The following is a 19,777-nucleotide window of genomic DNA, read 5'->3' as shown; positions in this document are numbered from 1 at the left end:
ATGTGTGGAATTACAGGCTGGGTCGACTTCAGTCGCGACCTGGAGCAACACGCGCCGCTGCTGGCGGCCATGACCGACACCCTGGCCCTGCGCGGCCCGGACGCCAGCGGCAGCTGGCGCCACCGGCATGCCTTGCTCGGCCACCGGCGGTTGGCGATCATCGACCTTGCTGGCGGCGTACAACCGATGACTTACCGCTTCGGCAATGGCCAGCAAGTGGCGCTGGTGTATACCGGCGAGGTCTACAACCACAACGAATTGCGCGAGCGGCTGCGTCTGGCCGGGCATCAGTTCCAGACCCGCAGCGACACCGAAGTGGTGCTGCATGCGTACCTGGAGTGGGGCGAGCATTGCAGCGAGCAGCTGTCGGGAATGTTCGCCTTTGCCGTGTTCGACGAGCGGGACGGGCACTTCCTGCTGGTACGCGATCGCCTCGGGGTCAAGCCGCTGTACTACGCCGAACATGGCCAGGGCCTGCTGTTCGGCTCGGAGATCAAGGCGATTCTGGCCCATCCGGATTTCAGCAAACAGCTCGACGTGGTGGGGCTGGTCGATGCCCTGAGCTTGTCGCGGGGCACCTCGCGCACGGCGCTGCGCGGCATTCGCGAGCTGCCACCGGGGCATCGGCTATCGTGGCGGCCGAACGGCCAGATCAAGCTCAAGCGCTATTGGCAGTTACAACGACGTGAGCATCAGGACGACCTGCAAAGCACCATTGAGCGCACCCGCGAACTGTTGGGTAAAGCGCTGGGCGAGCAGCTCTATGCCGACGTACCGGTATGCTCGTTGCTGTCCGGCGGGCTTGACTCGACCATTCTCACAGCGATGGCCCAGCGCAAGTTGCAGGCCGAACAGGGCGGTACGGTCAATTCGTTCTCGGTGGATTTTGTCGGCCAGGCCGAGCAGTTCCAGGCCGATGCCTTCCGCCCGGAGCGCGACGAGCCGTATGCCTTGGCCGCCGCCGCCCATATCGGCAGCCAGCACCAGACCATCCTGATCGATAACCGCGAGCTGGTTGCCGATCAGGCCAGGCAGGCGGTGTACCTGGCCAATGATTCAGCGGCGACCTTTGGCGATGTCGATACCTCTCTGTATCTGCTGTTCAAAGCCATCCGTGGCCACTCGACGGTGGCGATCTCAGGCGAGGCCGCGGACGAGGTATTTGGCGGTTATGCCTGGTGTCGCGATCCGCAGGCCATCGCTGCGGCGCGGATGCCGTGGCTGTCACGAATGCAACTGCTGCAGGCAGAGCTGATCAACCCGGACTTCAACCGCCACTGCGATTTTGCCGGCTATCAGGACAGCGCCTATCACCAGGCACTGGATCAAGTGCAGCATCTGCCGGGCGACGACGCTGTCGAGCGGCGCATGCGCGAGATCAGCCACCTGCACCTGCACCACTGGCTGCCGATCCTGCTCGACCGCAAGGACCGCCTGAGCATGGCCGCCAGCCTTGAGGTGCGTGTGCCGTATACCGATCATGAGCTGGTCGAGTACGTGCACAACGTGCCGTGGTCGATAAAAGGTCGAGGAGGCGAGGAAAAGTGGCTGCTCAAACAGGCGACGGCTGATCTACTGCCACCGGCCGTGCTGGCGCGCAAGAAAAGCCCTTATCCGACTTCGGCAAACCTGGCCTACGAGCGCTTTTTGCGCGAGCGCACCCGGCAGCTGCTGGCAACGGCTGACAGCCCGGCGTTCGCGGTCATCGATCGAGCTCAGCTAATCACGCAACTGGATCACGCCGAGGGCTATTTCAACTCGCAGCTGCGCCGTAACAACTTGGAAACAGCACTGGCACTGGATGCCTGGCTGCGCCCTAACCAGCTATCGGTGTAGATCGCGCTTGAGGATGCTCTCCTGGGCCGCGAGGTCGAGGAGGGTGTCGCTGAAACACTTCGGTGCGCCAAGGTCCAGCATCGAGATGAAACTGCCCAGCGCCGGCGAAGCGTTCTGGTTGTTCCAGTTCATGTACAGGCCCATGCTGGCGTTGGGCTGATCACCAACGGGCTTGATCGGGCGGAACAGGACCCGATCGCGCAGCGTCGAGTTGGCGATCGATTCCGGCACCAGGGCTACACCGAAGCCACAGGCGACCAAACCGATCAAGGTATGAATCTGCGACGCTTCCTGCACCACCTTGGGATAAAAGCCTGCCGACTCGCACAGCGCCATCAGCTGGCTGTAGTAGCCATTACCCAATGCCTGCGGGGTGAACACGAAGTCTTCTTCGGCGAATTCGCGCAGGTCGACGTTGGCGTGGCGGGCCTTTTCGTGATGGGCCGGCAAGGCCATCACGATCTGTTCATTGAGAATCAGGCGTGATTCGATGATATCCGGCGGCAGTGGCAGCTTGCGCATGAAGGCGATGTCGGCTTCGCCGGCCAACAAGGCGGCGGCCTGGGCCGCCGACGGCATTTCACGGATGGTCAGGCGCACGTTCGGGTAGCTTTCGCGAAAGCGCCGCAGCGAGTTCAGCAGCGACTCGTAGTAGGCAATCGAAATGGCCGTGATGGTCAGCTTGCCGCACACGCCCTCGGAGACATTGCGGGCGTACTCGATGCCTTGCTCGAGTTCCTTGAGGGTGCGATAAGCGGTTTCCAGAAATGCCATGCCAGCGGCGGTCAGCTTGACCCCGCGCTTGTTGCGCAGAAACAGGCTGAAGCCGAGTTTGTCCTCGAGGCGGTTGATCGCTTGGCTCAAAGGCGGCTGCGCCATGTGCAGACGAATAGCTGCCTTGTGAAAGTGCAACTCCTCGGCCACGGCGATGAACTGCCTGAGCAAACGGGTCTCGATCATTCTACTTTCCTTCATCGAGGCGAACTGGTGCAGGGGCGTGTGCTCACAGGACTTCTGCAGGCGCGCCATCATAATGTGTGCTTGGGCGGCGCAGAAGCCTGCTCGCCCGGGCTGTTGCTATCTATATGAGTAACCGGGTGGGGCTCGGTCATCCGCTTGCGGGGTTTCGGTGATATCTATTAGATATCAAGTTTGCATGCTTTTAGTATTAAGTCATTGATTTTTTTATTGTTATTGTCTGTGAATGAGAATCGGGGGGATTCGTCGATGCCATTCACAAATAAAGTCGCGATTATTACCGGTGCAGGCCAGGGGCTTGGCCTGGATTACGCCAAGGCACTGCTGGCTCAGGGCGCACGGGTAGTGATCAGTGACCTGGGCACCGATCGCGCCGGCGAAGGCGAAGATCAGGCACTGGTAACTGAAGCGTTGCAGGCTCTCAAGGCCCAGAGTGGCGAGGTGGTTGCCCACATTGGTCGGCTGGACGATGAGGCGGGTTGCCAGCAATTGATCGAGCTTGCCATCGAGCAGTTCGGCCAGCTCGACATCCTCATTCACAATGCCGGCTGGGTCGGCTATCAGGACATCGAAGACCAGCAGGAGGCATTTCTCGAACGCGCTCTGGGCATCAGCGTGCATGCGCCGGTGTGGTTGGCCAAGCATGCCTGGAAGCACCTCAAGCGCTCGGCGGCGCCGCGAGTCGTACTGACCACCTCTGACCGCGCCATGTACCAGCGCTATGCCCAGCCAGGGCTGGTAGCTTATGCCGCAGGCAAGATGGCCCAGGTCGGGATCATGAATGCGCTGAGCATGGAAGGCCTGGCCCACGGCATCCTGGTCAATGCGATTTCGCCTGTGGCCAAGACCCGCATGTGGGGGGTGAGCCAGCCCAGTGAGGACCTCAAGCCTGAATGGGTGACCCCAGGCCTGCTCTACCTGGCCAGTGAACTGTGCCGCGACACCGGCTACATCCTGCGCGCCAGCAACGGCCAGTTCACCGCTACACGCTTCTGCGAGAACAGCGGCGTCAGCTATCCTCGCGATCTGGCCCGGGTAGAAGCCGCCAGCCTCAGCGAAGTCGCCGAGCGCTGGAGTAGCATCAAGGAATGCCATTACGCGCCAGTCAAAGTCGCCCGTACCCGTGCCGATCTTGGTGAAAGCCCGGTCTGGGATGCGCACAGCGGCGTCCTCTATTTCGTCGATATCTCCGGCGGACGCATCAACCGCTTGACGCCGCAGGGCGATGTCGAACGGGTTTACGAATCCGCTGCGAAAATTGGCGCTCTGGCCCTGACCGACCAAGGCAATCTGATCTTCACCGAGGATGCCAGTGCTGCGCTGCTGGACCTTGGCGAAGGCAAGGTGCGTCAGTATTCGGCGCCCGTGCATCACCGCTCCAGTTACCGCTTCAACGACGGCGCCTGTGATCCGCAGGGCCACTTTGTCACCGGCCTGATGGATGAAGGCCCCAGCGGCAAGACCGGCGCACTGTACCGCTTCGATCACGAAATGCATGCCGAAGTGATCCATCGTGAGATGTCCTTGCCCAACGGTTTGGCGTGGTCGCAAGACGGCCAGACGCTATTCTTCGTCGATTCGGTGGCGCGCTCGATCTACCGTGCTGATTATCTCGCCGGTGGCGTGTTGGGCGAGATCAGCCTGTTTGCCGAAACCCCGGCCGAGCTGGGTCGTCCGGATGGCATTGCGCTAGATAAGGAAGGCGGCATCTGGGTGTGCCAGTTCAACGGCAGTTGCCTGCTGCGCTACGACCGCCACGGTCACCTCAGCGACCAGGTGGTAATGCCGGTGCCGCGGCCGACCAGTTGCTGCTTTGGCGGCCCGGAGCTGGACACGCTGTACATCACCACCGCCCGCTTTGGCATGACCCCGGCGCAGCTGCTCGACTATCCGGATGCAGGTGACCTGTACATGATCCGCCCGGAAGTGGCGGGGATTGCCCGCCATCCGTTCAAGGAATGAGCAAGCGCTCCTGCGCCGCGGGCAACACCGCCAGATCGCCAAAGCGCTGCGCTGCATCGATGTAGCGCAGCGCGGATTTGGCGTCCTTCCAGCCGATATAGCTCATCAACGACTTCAACTCCCAGCCATTGGCTGTGGCCCAGGTGGCGAAACCGCGTCGCAGTGAGTGGCCGCTATACAGTGAGGCGGGCACCCCGGCGCGTTCGAGCATGCCACGCAGCACGGCAATCAGGCTGTTGCTGTTGAGTGGCGCCTGGCCCAGGTTGCCCCAGCGATCGAGCTTGCGAAACACCGGGCCATGGGCAATGCCCGCCACTTCCAGCCATTGCAGGTAAGCCGTCACCGGGCACAACGCTTTCAGCGCCGGGGTGCGGTGCTGTACGCCAAGTGCCTCGCGGTCGCCTTTGCTGCGCGGCAGGTACAGGGTAAGGCCGACACCGGCCTGGGCCTGAATATGCTCGACGCGCAGGCGTGCCAGCTCATCGCCGCGCAAGCCACGCCAAAAACCGAGCAGTAGCAAGGCCGCATCCCGGCGCGCACGTAACAAGCCGGGCATGTCGTTTCGTTCACGCGCCAGCTGCGCTTCTTGTTCAAAGCGTGCGACGGCGGTCTGCAGATGTTGCAGCAACAGCGGCGCGGCCTGTTTGGCCGGCGCCGGGTGCAAGGTGCGTATGCCGCGCAGGACCTGCCGCACCAAGGGTGCCTTGGTTGGATCGGGAAAGCCCTGGCTGATATGCCATTGGCTCAGGGCCGCCAGGCGTTGGCGCAGCGTACTGACCGCGTGCTGTTCAGCGTGCTCGACCAGGTAGCGGGCGATACTGTCGGCGGTGGCCGGCAGAAAACCGCCCCAGCGCACCTCGAAATGCTCGACGGCGGCCTGGTAACTGCGCCGGGTATTGTCACGCGTGGCGGCGCGGACGTAGCGCTCGATGTCGGTCATGGGGGCAGGATTGTGGTGAACTGAAGCCCACACAATAAACCAGCCGCAGGCTGCTGACCAACGTGGGGGCTGGTCAAGCGGCAGTACAGCCTCAGTGCTCCAGGCAGAGCTGCTCTTCGATGGCCTTGAAGGGCGCATACTCGTGAAGTTGCGTAGGCGATAACGGCCGACTGAAGTGGTAGCCCTGGGCGATGTCGCAGCCGGCGAGCTTCAGGCAGACCACCTGTTCGCGGGTTTCGACGCCCTCGGCAACCACCTCCAGGCCCAGGCGTTTGGCCAGGATGATGGTCGAGGATACGATCGGACTGTCATCGTAGCTGTTGCACAGCGGCGCGATCAGTGCCCGGTCAATCTTCAACTTGCTCAGGGGCAGCGCGTGCAGGTGGGCGAAGCCGGCGTAACCACTGCCAAAGTCGTCCAGGCTGATGCCGATACCCGCAGCGCGCAGGCGCTGCAAGTGATCGACCGCAGTGCCTTCCGGATCGAGCACGGTGGTCTCGGTAATCTCCAGTTCCAGGCGCTGCGCAGCGATGCCGAGCTGGTCCAGCTCATTCAACAATCGTTCGCTGAAATCGGCCTGGCGCAGCTGCAGCGCCGAGACGTTGACGGCGATCCGTGTGTGCGGATCGCGTGCGGTCCAGCTGGCCAGTTCCTCACAGGCCATGCGCAGCACCTCCCAACCCAGCGCGACGATGAAGCCGCTGCGCTCGGCGAGGCCAATGAAGCGGTCAGGGTAGAGCAGGCCGAATTCTGGGTGATCCCAGCGCACCAGGGCCTCGTAACCCACCACCTGCAGGTTGTCGAGCCGGATCTGCGGCTGGAAATGCAAAACGAACTGACGCTCGGCCAGGGCACTGCCAAACGCCTGCTCAAGGTTGAACGCATGAAGGTCGCTGACATTCAGCGACGGGTCGAAAAAGCGATATTGCGCCCGCCCGGCCTGCTTGGCCGAGTACATGGCGGCGTCGGCGTTGCGGATCAGCGCGTCGATGTCCTGGCCGTCGCGCGGGCAGATGCTGACGCCGACGCTGGGGCTGGTATTGACCTCCTGGCCATCCAGCGCGTAGGTGGCCGAGAGCTTTTCGACCAGAGCGCGCACCCAGTTGTCGAGCTGGTCTTCACTGCGCTCGCCAGCGAGCAGCACAACGAACTCGTCACCGCCGAAGCGCGAAGCCTCATCGCCGTCTTCCAGCATGCGCTGAATGCGCCCGGCGACGGCCTGCAACAGCAGGTCGCCGATGCGGTGGCCAAGCGAGTCGTTGATCGACTTGAAGCGGTCCATGTCAATGAACAGGATCGCCATCAAGCGGCGCTTGCCGCGCTGGCGGGTCAGCGTCTTGCTGGCGACTTCGACGAACTGGCGACGGTTATGCAGGCCGCTGAGGTGATCGGTTGCTGCTGCGTGGCTGCTGCGCCGATGGGCCTCTTCGAGGCGCTCGATCAGTTCCTGGTTGACCTGCTGCGCCTGCTCCAGGGCGCTGAACGCCTCCTGGCGCTTGCTCAGTAAACGCAGGCTCCAGGCCAGGCTGGCGAGGATCATGATGGTCATGCACAGGTTCAGCCAGAACTGGCGGGCGAAGTTGGCTGTGCTCGGTTTGAGGATTTCTTCGTGGCGTTGACTGACGACAACGCTGAAACCACGATCTGCGGCTCGCCGATACAAGCTCTGATAGGTGCCATCCGCGGCGAATTGAGTGAGGCTGCCGGCGTCTGCGCCACTGGCTGGCGGCACCGGTAGCAGCGCCTCACCGGTCACCACCACGCCGCTGCCATCGATACGCAGGCGCTCCTGGCCGTCATCCTGAAGCAAGCGCATGAAGCCACTGGCGCCAAGATCGATGTGCTGGAACAGCAGGGCGAGGTAGCCGATGTCCAGTTGCACCAACAGTACGCTGTCGATCTGGCGGCCAGGCAGGTTGGACAGGGGCACTAGAAACGGCACGCGTCGCTCCGACGTGTCGCTGGCATTGGGCAGCGCATGCGCCAGAAAGGGTTTGAAGCCGTAGCGCGCGACATGGGTTTTCAGTTGGTCGAGCCACTCACTGGGCAGGCGTTGCGGTTCGTCAGCATCACTGGAAAAGACCCGTGCGCCGTTGCTGTCGTAAAGGCTCATGCGTTTGAGCAGCGGGTCTGCGGCCAGGATCCTCACCAGGCTGAGGCGATCCTGAGCCGGCTTCGTCACGTCTTGCAGCGTGCTGCGACCCACCGCCTGGGCACGATCAACCAACTGGCGCAGGCTCTGTGCGACGACGCTGGCCAGGTTCAGATGTTCGGCGGCCTTGGCCGCAAGCGCCTGTTGGCGCGCAGCATTCTTCTGGGTTGCATGCAGCCCCCAGAGAAAGGCGAGAGTGACCGCGCACAGCATCAGTAGAAGCAGCGGCAGGAGCTTTGCGGAGGAGGGGGTTAGGCGGATCACTGCTGTTCGTTTCCCGGCCTTGAGTAGTCCCCTGAAAATACGACAGTTGAATGACAGCCGTATGACTGGTGGCGTTTTGCTATTCACGGCTGTACGCCCTGCGAAACTGCGATTTCGACTGCTTGTACAGCTCGGCTGCGTCCACTCACTGACCAGCGCAGGTTAAAGGTCCTCACATGCGATAAGCCGTGATTATTGAATGTTAGCAACGGCTTGTTAAAGCCCGTCGCTAGGCAGATAATCGGTACGTAATTACATAGTACGTACCACATTACGAAATCGTAGGAGCAGACATGGCCCGGGGCGGAATAAACAAGGCGGTAGTGCAGCAGGCGCGGCAGGCCTTGATTGCCCGAGGCGAGCGCCCGAGCATTGATGCGGTACGTATCGAAATGGGTAATACCGGCTCCAAGACCACCATTCACCGTTATTTGAAGGAACTTGAGAGCCAGCATCCTGCGGCCACCCAATTGGCGGCCGGTAACCTGAGTGAGCCTTTGGCGCGGCTGGTCGAACAACTGGCGGATCAGTTGCGACAGGAGGGCGATGCGCGCATCAAAGCAGCTGAAAGCGAGTTTACCGAGCAGCGTGATCAGCTCCAGGCTCAGCTGAGCATCGCCCAGCAGGCACTCGCTGCGGCGCAGCAGCAAATCCAGATTCAGGCCAATGCCCTGCAGGCCGAGTCGGAAAAGCTCGCGTCCACCCAGAGCACGTTGCAAACCGAACAGTTGCGCAGCGCCAGCCTCAATCAGGCGCTCGGCGAGCAGCAGTTACGCCTGGCCGACAAGGATGAACAGATCACTTCGCTCGAGGACAAGCATCGTCACGCCCGCGACGCACTTGAGCACTACCGCACCGCCAGCCGCGAGCAGCGTGAGCAGGAGCAGCGCCGGCACGAGGGGCAGGTACAGCAGTTGCAGGTAGAGCTGCGCCAGTTGCAGCAGAGCTTGATCGTCAGGCAGGAAGAGGCCACTCGCCTGCATCGCGACAACGAGCGGCTGCAGGCCGAGGCTCGCCAGGCCGCCGCTGAACTCAAGGTCATCAATGATCAGTTGGAGCAGCGCGACGCCCAGGTGCAGGGTTTGCGCACGATTCTGGCACAGGCGCAGGGGGCCAGTGACGAAGTGCGTCGCCAGCTGGAAGGGCAGACGCAGCAACTGGAGCAGAAGCGCGAACTTTGCGCCGAGCAGGCCCGCCAGCTCGATTTCCTAAAGGCAGAGCTGGTCAGCCGCAGCGATGCTCTGGCCAGTTTGCAGCGCGGTGACGTGGGCGCGGATTAAAGTAATAAATCAAACTTTACCGCTGTGCAGGGTTCTTCCATAGACATTCATGGGAGATCTGCGCATGTCCAACGAGAAAAGCCACGAGCACGAGCAACCGAATAAGGGTCCGCACTCTTCAGATGAGGCCACTGAAAATAACGACCTGGGTTTTGATCCGGACTCGCCGGACCTGGACGATCCGCAGGTAGACCCACAGGGCCCAGCAGTTCCGCCGCGCGATATCGAGAAGAAGCACTAAGGCAGGAATTCGAGAAGGGAAGCTCGCGCCTTGGCGGCGCGAGCTGCTCCTGCACCAAGTGCAGGAGCAGAAGAGTCGATTAGGCTTCGACCCGTTTGGCGGCTTCGACGCCGGCGCTGGACAGTTTGATCGGATACTGCACGCTGATCTGATGCTCGGCATCAACCTCAACGCTACCATCATGGATCAAGCCGTCGTCCTGCAGCGTCTTGAGCATGCCGGCCACGACTTTTTCGCCGCGATAGTTATCCAGCACTTCCTTGCCCAGGCCTTGCGGGTGCGCGTGCAAAAGACGGGTCAGAACTTCGTCACGAAGTGGGTCATTACTCATAAATACTTAGCCTCGCCAATTCGGGTTACTTGTCGTATTTAGCCTGCAGCTGCTTGGCATGCTCCAGGTGCTTCTCCAGTGCCGGCAGGGTCTCGCCAGCGAAGGCTTTCAGGTCTGGCTTGTCGCCTGAAGCAGCCTCTTTCTTGAACAGTTCGACGGCTTTTTCGTGCGCAGCGACCTGGTTGTTCACATACGACTTGTCGAACGACTCGTCACGCCATTCAAGGATGACTTTCTTGACCTTGTCGGTCATCGCGGCCTCGTCAGGCACGCTGATGTCATGCTTTTTGGCGATGTCGCCGAGCTTCTGATTAGCCTTGGTATGGTCTGCGACCATCTGCTGGGCAAAGGTCTTGATGTCGGCGCTCTGGGTTTTTTCCAAGGCCAGATTGCTGGTCACGACTTCAGCGATGCCAGACTCGGCAGCTGCGTCAACGAAGTCGTCGGAGCTTGCCGCCATTGCATGCAAAGAGGCCATGCCCAGGGCGACGGACAGTCCGATTCGCTTCAGGAACAGATTGTTCATTTCTCACACCTTTGCGTTGGCGCGACGTCAATGTCGCCTAAGGTTGAGCATTGGCATGCAGCAAAGGTTTAATTTTTTTGTTGTCGTTGTGCCGCTGGCGCACTAATGGGAACGATGCGCGGCGAGCAGGGTTCAGACATTCAAAGGTTCAGGCAGGAGTAAACGCATGAGCATTGAACGCAGCATTCCCGAACTGGCGGCCTGGTACGCGCAATATGATGACGTCAGCTACCGGCGCGAGTCGCCCGACGCTTACCACCACGAGTTGATCCGCACGGCTGAAGCCTTGCGCGATGACGGCGGGCTGGACTGGGACGACTGGTTGGCGCTGAAACAACTGGCCGACGAAGCCCATGTCAACGCCCTGCAGGAAGCTGTGCAGGCCCACGTCAACGACCCTGACACATGAAAGCGCTGAAGATCGCCACCTTCAATATCAACGGCATCCGCAGCCGTTTGCCGGCATTGCTCGCCTGGCTTGAGCGGGAGCAGCCGGACATTGCCTGCTTGCAAGAGCTGAAGGCGCCAGATCAGACGTTTCCGTTGCAGGCCATTGAAGCTGCAGGCTACAGCTGCCTGTTTCAGGGCCAGCCGTCGTGGAACGGCGTGGCGATTCTGGCCCGCGGCGCCGAGCCGCTGGAGGTGCGCCGCGGCTTGCCAGGCATGGAGCATGATCCGCAGAGCCGATACCTCGAGGCCGCTGTTCACGGCGTGCTGGTGGCGTGCCTGTATCTGCCCAATGGCAATCCGCAGCCGGGGCCGAAGTTCGATTACAAACTGGAGTGGTTCGAGCGTCTGATCGAACATGCCCAGGGGCTGTTCGACAGCGGCCACCCGACTGTGCTCGCCGGCGACTTCAACGTGGCGCCCACCGACCAGGACATTTACGACCCGCGCTCATGGCGCAAGGATGCCTTGCTCCAGCCCGAATCGCGGGCCTGCTACCAACGCCTGCTGAACCAAGGCTGGACAGATGCGCTGCGGCATCTATACCCCGATGAGCAGGTGTTTACCTTCTGGGATTACTTCCGCAAGCATTGGGAACGCAATGCCGGGCTGCGCATCGACCACCTGTTGCTCAATGCCGAGCTGGCACCGTACCTGAAAAACGCGGGCGTCGATGCCTGGGTCCGTAATGAGCCCAAGGCCAGTGACCATGCGCCGACCTGGATCGAACTGAGTACGCGCAAACATCGCTGATCTATAGTCAAAGGCCAAGCGAGCGAAAGGGATTTGCATGCCTTTTACCCATAAGCCTGATGAGCACGGCCTTTTCGCGGCCAACGGTGAAGGCCGCGCCGCTGCGATGTTTCGCCTGGTGCTGGCGTTCATGGCCGTGGTCATGCTGGTATTCGTCGCGACCGAGGCCTGGCGGTTCTGGCGGGACTATCGCGCAGCCTTCACCGTTGCTGAAAACTCGGTGGTCAACCTCGCCAGAGCCAGTGCCCAGCACGCCGAGGACTCGATCCGGCAGGTCGATGCGATTACTGCGGCATTGGCTGAACGCCTCGAGGGCGATGGCTTCGCCAACCTCGATCGGCCGCGGCTGCACGCGCTCTTGCGCCAACAAGTTCAGATAATGCCGCAGTTGCATGGCCTGTTCGTGTACGGCGCGGATGGCACCTGGCTGGCAACCGATCACACCGTCACAGCGCCGAAGGCCAACAATGCCGACCGCGACTACTTCATCTATCACCGTGAGCATACGGGCCGGCAGATCAGGATCGGCTCGGTGGTCAAGAGCCGCTCTACCGAAGAGTTGATCATCCCCATTTCGCGCCGACTGAATTTTCCCGATGGCAGCTTTGCCGGCGTGCTGTTGGGCACGATCAAGGTCGACTGGTTCGTACGTTACTACGGCGACTTCCAAATCGACCAGAGCGGCGCGCTGGTGCTGGCCAAGCGCGACGGTACGATCCTGGTGCGCAGGCCGTTTGTCGAGCAGGTGCTGGGCAGCAGCCTGGCGGACAGCGAAGTGTTTCGCGACTACCTGCCGTATGCCAACGAGGGCGTGGTCGAGACTGTAGCGGTGGTTGACGGCACACCCAGGCTGTATGCCTACCGTGCGCTGACCAGTTACCCGTTGGTGGTGCAGGCCGGCCTGTCGCGCGATGCGATCCTGGCGGCATGGCGCCAGGATGTGATCAAGTCGATCGGCGTCTTGTTGGTGTTGCTGCTCGGGCTTTCGCTGTTCGGTTGGGTGGTGCTGCGTCAGCTCCGTGAGCGTATTGTCATCGAGCGCGCCTTGCACCAGGCGCACCAGACGCTCAAGGACCTGGCGCTGACCGACAGTCTGACCGGGCTGGGCAACCGGCGCCGGCTCGATGCCGTATTGGATGTCGAGATCGCCAGGGCGCGGCGGCAAGGCTACCCGGTGGCGCTGGTGATGATGGATCTGGACTTCTTCAAGGCTTATAACGACCGATATGGCCACCTGGCAGGTGACCAATGTTTGCGGCGGGTCGCGGAAGTACTGGGGCAGGCGCTGAAGCGTCCGGCTGATCTCGCTGTGCGTTATGGCGGTGAAGAGTTCACCCTGCTGCTGCCTGACACCGATGGCCACGGGGCCGGCCTGATCGTACAGGAGACATTGCAGCAGTTGCGCCGGTTGGCTATCGAGCACGCCGGCAGCCCGTTTGGCGGAGTGTCGGCCAGCGCCGGTATCGCGGTGGCTCATCCGGCGCAGCAACCGATCAGTTCACGAGCGCTTGTAGCTGAAGCCGACGCCGCGCTTTACGAAGCCAAGCGCCAGGGCCGGGACCGCTATTGCATGGCCCAGGCGCAGGGCTGATCAGCGTTCAGTCAGCTGCCGACTCGCGAACTTGCCAGCGCACCGCGCTCACGCCTTTTTCCAGACTCACCCGGCTGACCAGACGTTCCAGCTGGGCAGCGGCCTGAGCGTTGCCCAGTAACTGCGCGCGTACTTCCAGGCGTACCGAGTCGGGCAGGTCTTCACTGTGCAGCGACTGCAGGCGCAGCCCTGGGTCGCTCAGGCTGTGCAGCATCAGGCTGCGCACCTGTATCTCATCTTCTCCGCGGCAGACGATGCGCACCTCGAAGCGTTGCTCTACCTCACTGGCCGGCAGTACTTCCTGATGGTCCAGGCGCTGGGCGATATCGCGCAGAAGGATGTTGGCGCACAGCACCACCAGGCTGCCCAGCGTCGCCTCGAGCAACAGACCAACGCTGCACAGCACGCCGATTGCTGCCGTGCACCATAGCGTTGCTGCGGTATTGAGCCCGCGCACGTTGAAGCCGTCGCGCATGATCACACCGCCGCCGAGAAAGCCGATCCCGGACACCACATAGGCCGCAATCCGCGAGGCATCGGTGGCGGCCATACCGGGTACTGCCTGGGTCATAAGGACAAAAAGACAGGCGCCAGTACTGACCAGCGCGTTGGTGCGCAGGCCGGTTAGACGTTGGCGCAGTTGGCGTTCTGCACCGATCAGTGCACCGAGTACCAGTGCCACGCTGACGCGCAGCAAGAATATTTTCCAATCCATAGCAAACCTCTTTCTACGGGCAGCATGCCCGTATCAGCGTCGTACCTTGACGACGCGAACGAAAAACAGAATGCGCAGGGCCACCGGACCTTCGCCGTGGGCGAGGGCGGAAAAAGCAAAAGGGAGAACATCGTCCCGAGCGGGACCGATGAACCACCGTCTGGCGTTAACGGCGAGACAGTGGCAAAAGCACTGCCGGACTAGCTCGCCGTGTGGACCTGTCGCAATCGACTGGGGCTACTGTCCAATGCAGGACTCCTGTAAGGGTGCGAAATTGCGCTGCGGACCTTACGCCACACCTCGGCGAGGGTCAATGGCAGAAACATGACAATGGCTTCATAACGACGTTTCTCTGCGTCTGGCGGGCTGAAGCCTACAGCGGGCAATGGTAACCTTGCTGCTTTGCCCACTCACTGCGGATTCTCCCATGCTGTTCAATCTGGCCGTCCTGCTCGGCACCCTGGTGACCATGGAGGGCGTCGGCACGCTCGCGCATAAATACATCATGCATGGCTGGGGCTGGTGGTTGCACCGCTCGCACCATCAGCCGCAGTTGGGCGTGCTGGAAACCAATGATGTCTACCTTGCGGCCCTTGCGTTGATTGCCGCAGCACTGGTAGCGCTGGGCAAGGCCGGGCATGCGCCGCTGCAGTGGGTTGGCGCGGGTGTGGCAGGTTACGGCCTGCTGTATGTAGTGGTCCATGACGGGCTGTTTCACCGGCACTGGCCGCGCCGGCTGCGGCCGGTCAACCGCTACCTGAAACGGCTGCACCGCGCGCATCGGTTGCATCACGCAGTCAAGGGGCGCGAGGGCTGCGTGTCGTTTGGCTTCTTTTATGCGCCGCCCCTGCGCGTGCTCAGGCGTCAATTGCGTGAGCGCAGCAAAACTGCGCTCAAATAACCGTTTCAATCACCGACCGTTTCGCGCCGTCCTTCGCTAATCCCTTCAGCCTGGTGACCACGGCTGACCCACCAGCCAAAGCCCGCGGCGGTAAAGAACATGATCAGGCTGTAGATTGCCGCCGGCACCGCCATGGTGGGGTTGTTCAGCAGTGACGGGCTCAGCGCCAAGGCAATCGCCAGGGTGCCGTTGTGGATGCCGATTTCCATGCCGATCGCTATCGCCTGGCGCTTGGGGATGTTCAGCAAGCGCGGCAGGTAGTAGCCGACACCCAGGCTCAGCAGGTTGAACAGCAACGCCGCCGCACCCACTACCGGCGCGTACTCGAGCACCGTCTGCCAATCCTTGGTCAGCGCGAGAACGATGGTGAAGGCCAGGAACAACGCCGCCACCAATTTCATCGGCTTCTCCATGCGCCCGGCAAAGGTTGGCGCCCAGCGCCGGATCATCATCCCCAGCGCCACCGGCAGCAGGACGATGGCAAACACCTGCATGACCTTGGCAAATTGCAGCGGAATGACCTGATCGGAGGCCATGAACCAGCTCAGCGACAAGTTGACCAGCAGCGGCATGGTCAGGATTGCGATGAGTGAGTTGACCGCGGTGAGGGTGATATTCAGCGCGACATCACCGTGTGCCAGGTGGCTGAACAGGTTGGCGGTAGTACCGCCCGGCGAGGCTGCCAGCAGCATCAAGCCCACCGCCAGTGCCGACTCCAGGCCAAAGCCATTGGCAATCATGAAGCACACTAAAGGCAGCAGCAGGATCTGGCACGCCAGGCCGATGACCACCGGTTTCGGGTACTTAGCTACCCGAGCAAAGTCAGCGAGGGTCAGCGACAGGCCAAGGCCGAGCATGATGATCCCCAAGGCGATCGGCAGCATGGCGGTGAGCAAGGGTGAGGCGGTCATGGCGGCAGTCTCGAACAATGGATTGCGAGCAGTGTAGGTGGGCTTTTGATGAGAGGTAATCGCAATACGCCATGCCTTGGTAAAGTTTTGTTAACGGATCCATGGCAATCAGCCTGCGCTGTGCGATCTGGCCGCGTTGCGGTCGAGCCATCAGCGCAGTAGGATTCGCGCTTTTGCCGAGGATTCGCCCGTCATGCCGTTCCAGCAAGGTCTGCTTGCCACCCCGGTGCCGGTTCATGCCCGTCACCTGTTTTTTACCCTGCACAGCGCACAAGCCCTGCCTGGCGTACTGGATGCGCTGCTCGCCGAAGTCGACGGGCGCAGCCTGATTGCTGGCGTCGGCCTGCCAATGGCGACTGCGCTGGGCCGGGCAATTCCGGGTTTGCAGGCGTTCCCTGAGCTCGATGCGGTGGTACACAACCCAAGCACCCAGCACGCGCTGTGGCTGTGGCTGCGTGGCGAAGAACGTGGTGACCTGTATCTGCGTAGCCAGGCACTGATCGCGCAGCTGGCGCCGGCGCTGCAACTGGTCGACAGCATCGACGGCTTCCTGCACCAGGGCGGTCGAGACCTTACCGGTTACGAAGACGGCACTGAAAATCCAAGTGACGACGCTGCGGTCGAAGCTGCCATCGTCGCCGACGCTGAGCCCGGCCTGGCGGGTTCGAGCTACGCAGCGTTCCAGTTGTGGAAGCATGACCTGAGCTACTTCAAGTCGCTGCCTCAGACCGAACAGGACGACATCATTGGCCGCCGTCTAGAAGACAACGAAGAGCTCGACGATGCGCCGGAATCGGCTCACGTCAAACGTACCGCCCAGGAAAGCTACGCGCCGGAAGCGTTCATGGTGCGTCGTTCGGTGTCGTGGGCTGACGACCGCGGTGCAGGCCTGGCGTTTGTCGCACTTGGCCGTTCGTTCGACGCTTTCGATGTCCAGCTGCGGCGCATGAGCGGCCTGGAAGACGGCGTGGTGGATGCCCTCTATCGCTTCAGCCGGCCGTTGACTGGTGGTTATTACTGGTGCCCGCCGATTACTGAACAGGGGCTGGACCTGCGTCTGCTGCTCGGCTGACCCTGGCCATGCGGCCAAACATCCAGATACAGAATGCACCGACAGCTCGCGCCATCACGGCTAGCCTTGAAAGTTTCCGGCTTATGACAGGGGCTTTTCCATGTATGCGCGTCGTGATGTCCTACGCACTGGTGCAGCATTGGGCTTGCTGGCCAGCAGCCCCTGGTTGCTGGCTGCTCCCGCCGACAGCTTGCTGACCCGCAAGGTGCCCGGCACTGGCGAGGCGCTGCCGGTGATTGGCGCCGGCACCTCTGGCAGCTTCGAAGTGGAAACAGGGAGTGCCGAGTATCAGCGGCTCCAGCAGGTTCTGCAGGCGTTCTTTGCTGGCGGCGGGCGCATCATCGATACGTCGCCTAATTACGGCGGTGCCGATGCCATTCTTGGCCAGTTACTGGAGGAGGGCGGCTGGCATCGCCAGTGCTTCCTTGCCACCAAAATTGCCGCTGACAGCAAGGCCGCTGCCGAGGCGCAGTGGGCGGGCACCTTGCGCAGCCTGCGCACCGATCGGGTCGACCTGCTGCAGATCCATAACCTGCGCGACTGGCAGCGACAGCTGCCTTATGCCCGTGAACTGAAGGCGCAGGGCAAGACCCGCTATGTCGGCATCACCCATTACCTGTCCAGCAGCCATGAACAGGTCGCGCAGATCGTGCGCAAGGAGCCGCTGGATTTTGTCCAGATCAATTACTCGGTAAATGCGCCCGAGGCCGCTCGCGCATTGTTGCCGTTGTGCCAGGACAAGGGCGTTGCGGTGCTGATCAATCGTGCCTTTGACGATGGCCGCCTGTTTGCCCGGGTCAAGGACATGGCCTTGCCAGACTGGGCGGCCCAGGTAGGCGCAAGCAGTTGGGCGCAGCTGTTTCTGAAGTTCGCCATCAGCCACCCGGCCGTGACGGCGGTGATCCCCGCCACCGGCCGCCCCGATCGCCAGATCGACCAGCTCAAAGCCGGTCATGGTCAGTTGCTGAGCGAGGCGCAACAGCGCGCGCTGATAGAACTGTTTGGCTAGGCTCATGAGCCGTTGGCGTGAGCGGCTGGGCAACAGCCTGAACCTGCAACCTGGCGAAGGGCCGGCAGTGGCCGCCGGCCTGGTGATGTTCTTTCTGCTGTTTACCGGCTATTTCATGCTGCGCCCGGTGCGCGAAACCATGGGCATCGCCGGCGGCATCGACAATCTGCAGTGGCTGTTCACCGGCACCTTCATCGCCACGCTGGTCTGCCTGCCGCTGTTCGGCTGGCTGGCATCGCGAGTCAAACGCAAGCGCATTCTGCCGTGGACCTACGGCTTCTTTGTCAGCAACCTGGTGTTGTTTGCGGGGCTGTTTGCCGTTGACCAACAGGCGCTGTGGACGGCCCGTGCGTTCTACATCTGGTTGTCTGTGTTCAATCTGCTGGCGATTTCCCTGGCCTGGAGCGTGCTGGCGGACCTGTTTTCCACAGAGCAGGGCAAGCGCCTGTTCGGTTTGCTTGCTGCCGGAGCCAGCGCAGGGGGTTTGGCTGGGCCAGTGCTGGGAACCTTGCTGGTCGCACCCTTGGGCCACAGCGGATTGCTGTTATTGGCCAGCCTGCTGCTGCTTGGCAGCATTGCCGCGAGCGCTTACCTGCAGCACTGGCGTTCGCAGCATCCTCTGGAGCTGACTGCTGAACTGCCGTCACACAAGCCGCTGGGTGGCAATCCGTTTGCCGGGGCGACGGCAGTCTTGCGTTCGCCTTATCTGCTGGGCATTGCCCTGTTCGTGGTGCTGCTTGCCAGTGTCAGCACCTTTTTGTACTTCGAACAGGCCCGCATTGTTAGTGAAACCTTCACTGATCGGACTCAGCAGACGCAGGTGTTCGGTCTGATCGACAGCGTGGTGCAGGCGCTGGCGATTCTCACCCAGCTGTTTATCACTGGCAGGCTCGCGCGGCGGTTGGGTGTCGGCGTGCTGCTGGTTGGCGTACCGCTGCTGATGGCCCTGGGCTTTGTCTGGCTGGCCCTCGCGCCGACCTTTGCCGTGTTTGTGGGGGTGATGGTGGTACGCCGTGCTGGCGAGTACGCAATGGTGCGGCCCGGTCGCGAGATGCTTTTTACGGTGCTGCCGGCCGAAGCCAAGTACAAGGCCAAGAGCTTTATTGACACGGTGGTCTATCGCGGTGGCGACGCCTTGAGTGGTTGGCTCAAGCGCGGCCTGGACCTCCTCGGCGAGCATCCGCAGCTGGCGATGCTGATCGGCGCAGCTCTTGCCTTGAGCTGGGCCGGGGTCGGCGGCTGGCTGGGGCGTCGGCAACGCCAGCTCGAGCAACCTGCTCAAGCGTTGCGCGCTAAATAACGCCTCATCGGGCTTTTAATGCCATTGGTCCGAACCTTTCGGAAATAAAGCGAATCCGCTGTTATCGCTGCACTCCCAGCTATGTGCGGCTCATCACCGTGCATCCCAGTAGCTACGAGAGGTTACGCACCATGGACAAGAAAGACACCAACAAGACCGGCAGCCAGGGTGGAACGAAAAACCCGGGCAACTTCGCTAATGATCGCGAAAAGGCTTCTGAAGCCGGCCGTAAGGGCGGACAGAAGTCAGGTGGTGGTGAGTCCAGTGATTCCGGCCGCAAGGGCGGACGTTCGTAAGTGAAATGACGCAGCGCCGGTCCCGCCGGCGCGGCGTTGCTGAAGGAGACAGATCATGCGCCCACGGTCTATAGCACCTACCGTTTGCCTGCTCGGCAGCCTGGCAGTCCTGACCGGCTGTTTCGACCGCGACGACAGCCACCCAGCCAAAGATGCCGATGAAAGCAAGCCCTCACTGCAGATGCAGCAGCACCAGACACCCGCTCCACAACCCGCGCCGGGGCCAGAGCCCATGCCGCAGGACAACAAAAACCAATAAGTGCACGAGGAAT

General features: G+C 61.8%; 19 protein-coding genes and 2 pseudogenes. 14 read left to right on the top strand and 7 right to left on the bottom strand.

All coding sequences use genetic code 11. From position 1 onward, the window contains the following. Positions 1-1,836 (top strand): asparagine synthase (glutamine-hydrolyzing), encoded by a 1,836-nt coding sequence (gene asnB / locus CXQ80_RS11460; RefSeq protein WP_101319482.1) that lies wholly within the window; start codon positions 1-3, stop codon positions 1,834-1,836. Here asnB and CXQ80_RS11455 read toward each other — a convergent pair. Further along, positions 1,825-2,796: a LysR substrate-binding domain-containing protein gene (locus tag CXQ80_RS11455; protein WP_101319480.1), complete on the bottom strand. Its 972-nt coding sequence runs from the start codon at positions 2,794-2,796 to the stop codon at positions 1,825-1,827. The two genes, asnB and CXQ80_RS11455, sit on opposite strands and share 12 nt — an antisense overlap. Positions 2,797-3,063: 267 nt before the next feature. On the opposite strand from CXQ80_RS11455, the pseudogene CXQ80_RS25025 reads away from it, so the two are divergent. Next, a pseudogene (locus CXQ80_RS25025) lies at positions 3,064-3,666 on the top strand (SDR family NAD(P)-dependent oxidoreductase); the annotation flags it as partial. A 57-nt stretch (positions 3,667-3,723) separates the two neighbouring features. Beyond that, positions 3,724-4,776, top strand: a complete 1,053-nt coding sequence (locus CXQ80_RS25020) for an SMP-30/gluconolactonase/LRE family protein (protein ID WP_256585772.1) — start codon at positions 3,724-3,726, stop codon at positions 4,774-4,776. Here the strand turns inward: CXQ80_RS25020 and CXQ80_RS11445 are convergent. Beyond that, positions 4,766-5,716, bottom strand: coding sequence for a site-specific integrase (locus tag CXQ80_RS11445; protein WP_157831744.1), 951 nt, complete (start codon positions 5,714-5,716; stop codon positions 4,766-4,768). The genes CXQ80_RS25020 and CXQ80_RS11445 overlap by 11 nt on opposite strands. A gap of 91 nt (positions 5,717-5,807) precedes the next feature. Next, the gene (locus CXQ80_RS11440; protein ID WP_101319474.1) at positions 5,808-8,132 is read right to left on the bottom strand and encodes a bifunctional diguanylate cyclase/phosphodiesterase; all 2,325 of its coding nucleotides are present in this window, start codon (positions 8,130-8,132) and stop codon (positions 5,808-5,810) included. 293 nt (positions 8,133-8,425) lie between these two features. Between CXQ80_RS11440 and CXQ80_RS11435 the strand changes: the two genes are divergently transcribed. Together CXQ80_RS11435 and CXQ80_RS24805 are read left to right on the top strand one after the other, a co-directional pair. Then, entirely contained in the window at positions 8,426-9,412 is a 987-nt protein-coding gene (locus tag CXQ80_RS11435) for a DNA-binding protein (RefSeq protein WP_101319472.1), read from the top strand. A 64-nt stretch (positions 9,413-9,476) separates the two neighbouring features. Further along, positions 9,477-9,653: a DUF6021 family protein gene (locus tag CXQ80_RS24805; protein WP_178080766.1), complete on the top strand. Its 177-nt coding sequence runs from the start codon at positions 9,477-9,479 to the stop codon at positions 9,651-9,653. 79 nt (positions 9,654-9,732) lie between these two features. Here the strand turns inward: CXQ80_RS24805 and CXQ80_RS11430 are convergent, their stop codons facing one another. Both CXQ80_RS11430 and CXQ80_RS11425 read right to left on the bottom strand, forming a co-directional pair. Then, positions 9,733-9,984 (bottom strand): hypothetical protein, encoded by a 252-nt coding sequence (locus CXQ80_RS11430; RefSeq protein ID WP_101319470.1) that lies wholly within the window; start codon positions 9,982-9,984, stop codon positions 9,733-9,735. A 25-nt stretch (positions 9,985-10,009) separates the two neighbouring features. Continuing rightward, entirely contained in the window at positions 10,010-10,510 is a 501-nt protein-coding gene (locus tag CXQ80_RS11425; RefSeq protein WP_101319468.1) for a DUF4142 domain-containing protein, read from the bottom strand. Positions 10,511-10,676: 166 nt separating this feature from the next. Here CXQ80_RS11425 and CXQ80_RS11420 point away from each other — a divergent pair, with 166 nt between their 5' ends. The 3 genes from CXQ80_RS11420 to CXQ80_RS11410 are packed head-to-tail and all read left to right on the top strand — an operon-like array spanning position 10,677 to position 13,301. Continuing rightward, positions 10,677-10,919: a hypothetical protein gene (locus tag CXQ80_RS11420; RefSeq protein ID WP_101319466.1), complete on the top strand. Its 243-nt coding sequence runs from the start codon at positions 10,677-10,679 to the stop codon at positions 10,917-10,919. Then, positions 10,916-11,710, top strand: coding sequence for an exodeoxyribonuclease III (gene xth, locus CXQ80_RS11415; protein WP_101319464.1), 795 nt, complete (start codon positions 10,916-10,918; stop codon positions 11,708-11,710). The genes CXQ80_RS11420 and xth overlap by 4 nt, the downstream gene beginning before the upstream one ends. 37 nt (positions 11,711-11,747) lie before the next feature. Then, positions 11,748-13,301 carry a sensor domain-containing diguanylate cyclase gene (locus CXQ80_RS11410; protein ID WP_101319461.1) on the top strand — a complete coding sequence of 518 codons (1,554 nt, stop codon included), beginning with the start codon at positions 11,748-11,750 and terminating at the stop codon, positions 13,299-13,301. A 7-nt stretch (positions 13,302-13,308) separates the two neighbouring features. Here CXQ80_RS11410 and CXQ80_RS11405 read toward each other — a convergent pair whose 3' ends face one another. Then, on the bottom strand, positions 13,309-14,016 hold the full coding sequence (locus CXQ80_RS11405; RefSeq protein WP_101319459.1) for an MgtC/SapB family protein: 708 nt from the start codon (positions 14,014-14,016) through the stop codon (positions 13,309-13,311). A gap of 427 nt (positions 14,017-14,443) precedes the next feature. Between CXQ80_RS11405 and CXQ80_RS11400 the strand changes: the two genes are divergently transcribed. Next, entirely contained in the window at positions 14,444-14,917 is a 474-nt protein-coding gene (locus CXQ80_RS11400) for a sterol desaturase family protein (RefSeq protein WP_101319457.1), read from the top strand. Positions 14,918-14,922: 5 nt separating this feature from the next. Here CXQ80_RS11400 and CXQ80_RS11395 read toward each other — a convergent pair whose 3' ends face one another. After that, positions 14,923-15,828, bottom strand: a complete 906-nt coding sequence (locus CXQ80_RS11395; RefSeq protein WP_101319455.1) for a bile acid:sodium symporter family protein — start codon at positions 15,826-15,828, stop codon at positions 14,923-14,925. Between the two features lie 193 nt (positions 15,829-16,021). Between CXQ80_RS11395 and CXQ80_RS11390 the strand changes: the two genes are divergently transcribed. From CXQ80_RS11390 to CXQ80_RS11370, 5 genes and pseudogenes are all read left to right on the top strand, one after another. Further along, on the top strand, positions 16,022-16,900 hold the full coding sequence (locus CXQ80_RS11390; RefSeq protein WP_101319453.1) for a Dyp-type peroxidase: 879 nt from the start codon (positions 16,022-16,024) through the stop codon (positions 16,898-16,900). 100 nt (positions 16,901-17,000) lie between these two features. Continuing rightward, positions 17,001-17,909 (top strand): aldo/keto reductase, encoded by a 909-nt coding sequence (locus CXQ80_RS11385; RefSeq protein ID WP_101319451.1) that lies wholly within the window; start codon positions 17,001-17,003, stop codon positions 17,907-17,909. Between the two features lie 4 nt (positions 17,910-17,913). Then, the gene (locus CXQ80_RS11380; RefSeq protein WP_101319449.1) at positions 17,914-19,209 is read left to right on the top strand and encodes an NTP/NDP exchange transporter; all 1,296 of its coding nucleotides are present in this window, start codon (positions 17,914-17,916) and stop codon (positions 19,207-19,209) included. A gap of 176 nt (positions 19,210-19,385) precedes the next feature. After that, positions 19,386-19,505 (top strand): annotated as a pseudogene (locus tag CXQ80_RS11375) (KGG domain-containing protein); the annotation flags it as partial. Between the two features lie 55 nt (positions 19,506-19,560). Beyond that, positions 19,561-19,764, top strand: coding sequence for a hypothetical protein (locus tag CXQ80_RS11370; protein ID WP_101319445.1), 204 nt, complete (start codon positions 19,561-19,563; stop codon positions 19,762-19,764). The last annotated feature ends 13 nt before the right edge of the window (positions 19,765-19,777 follow it).

It is taken from the genome of Pseudomonas sp. 02C 26 (assembly GCF_002843585.1).
GTDB classification, from domain to species: Bacteria; Pseudomonadota; Gammaproteobacteria; order Pseudomonadales; family Pseudomonadaceae; genus Aquipseudomonas; species Aquipseudomonas shirazensis.
The sequence above is the reverse complement of the archived record's forward strand: the minus strand, read 5'-3'. Positions and strand labels throughout refer to the sequence as shown.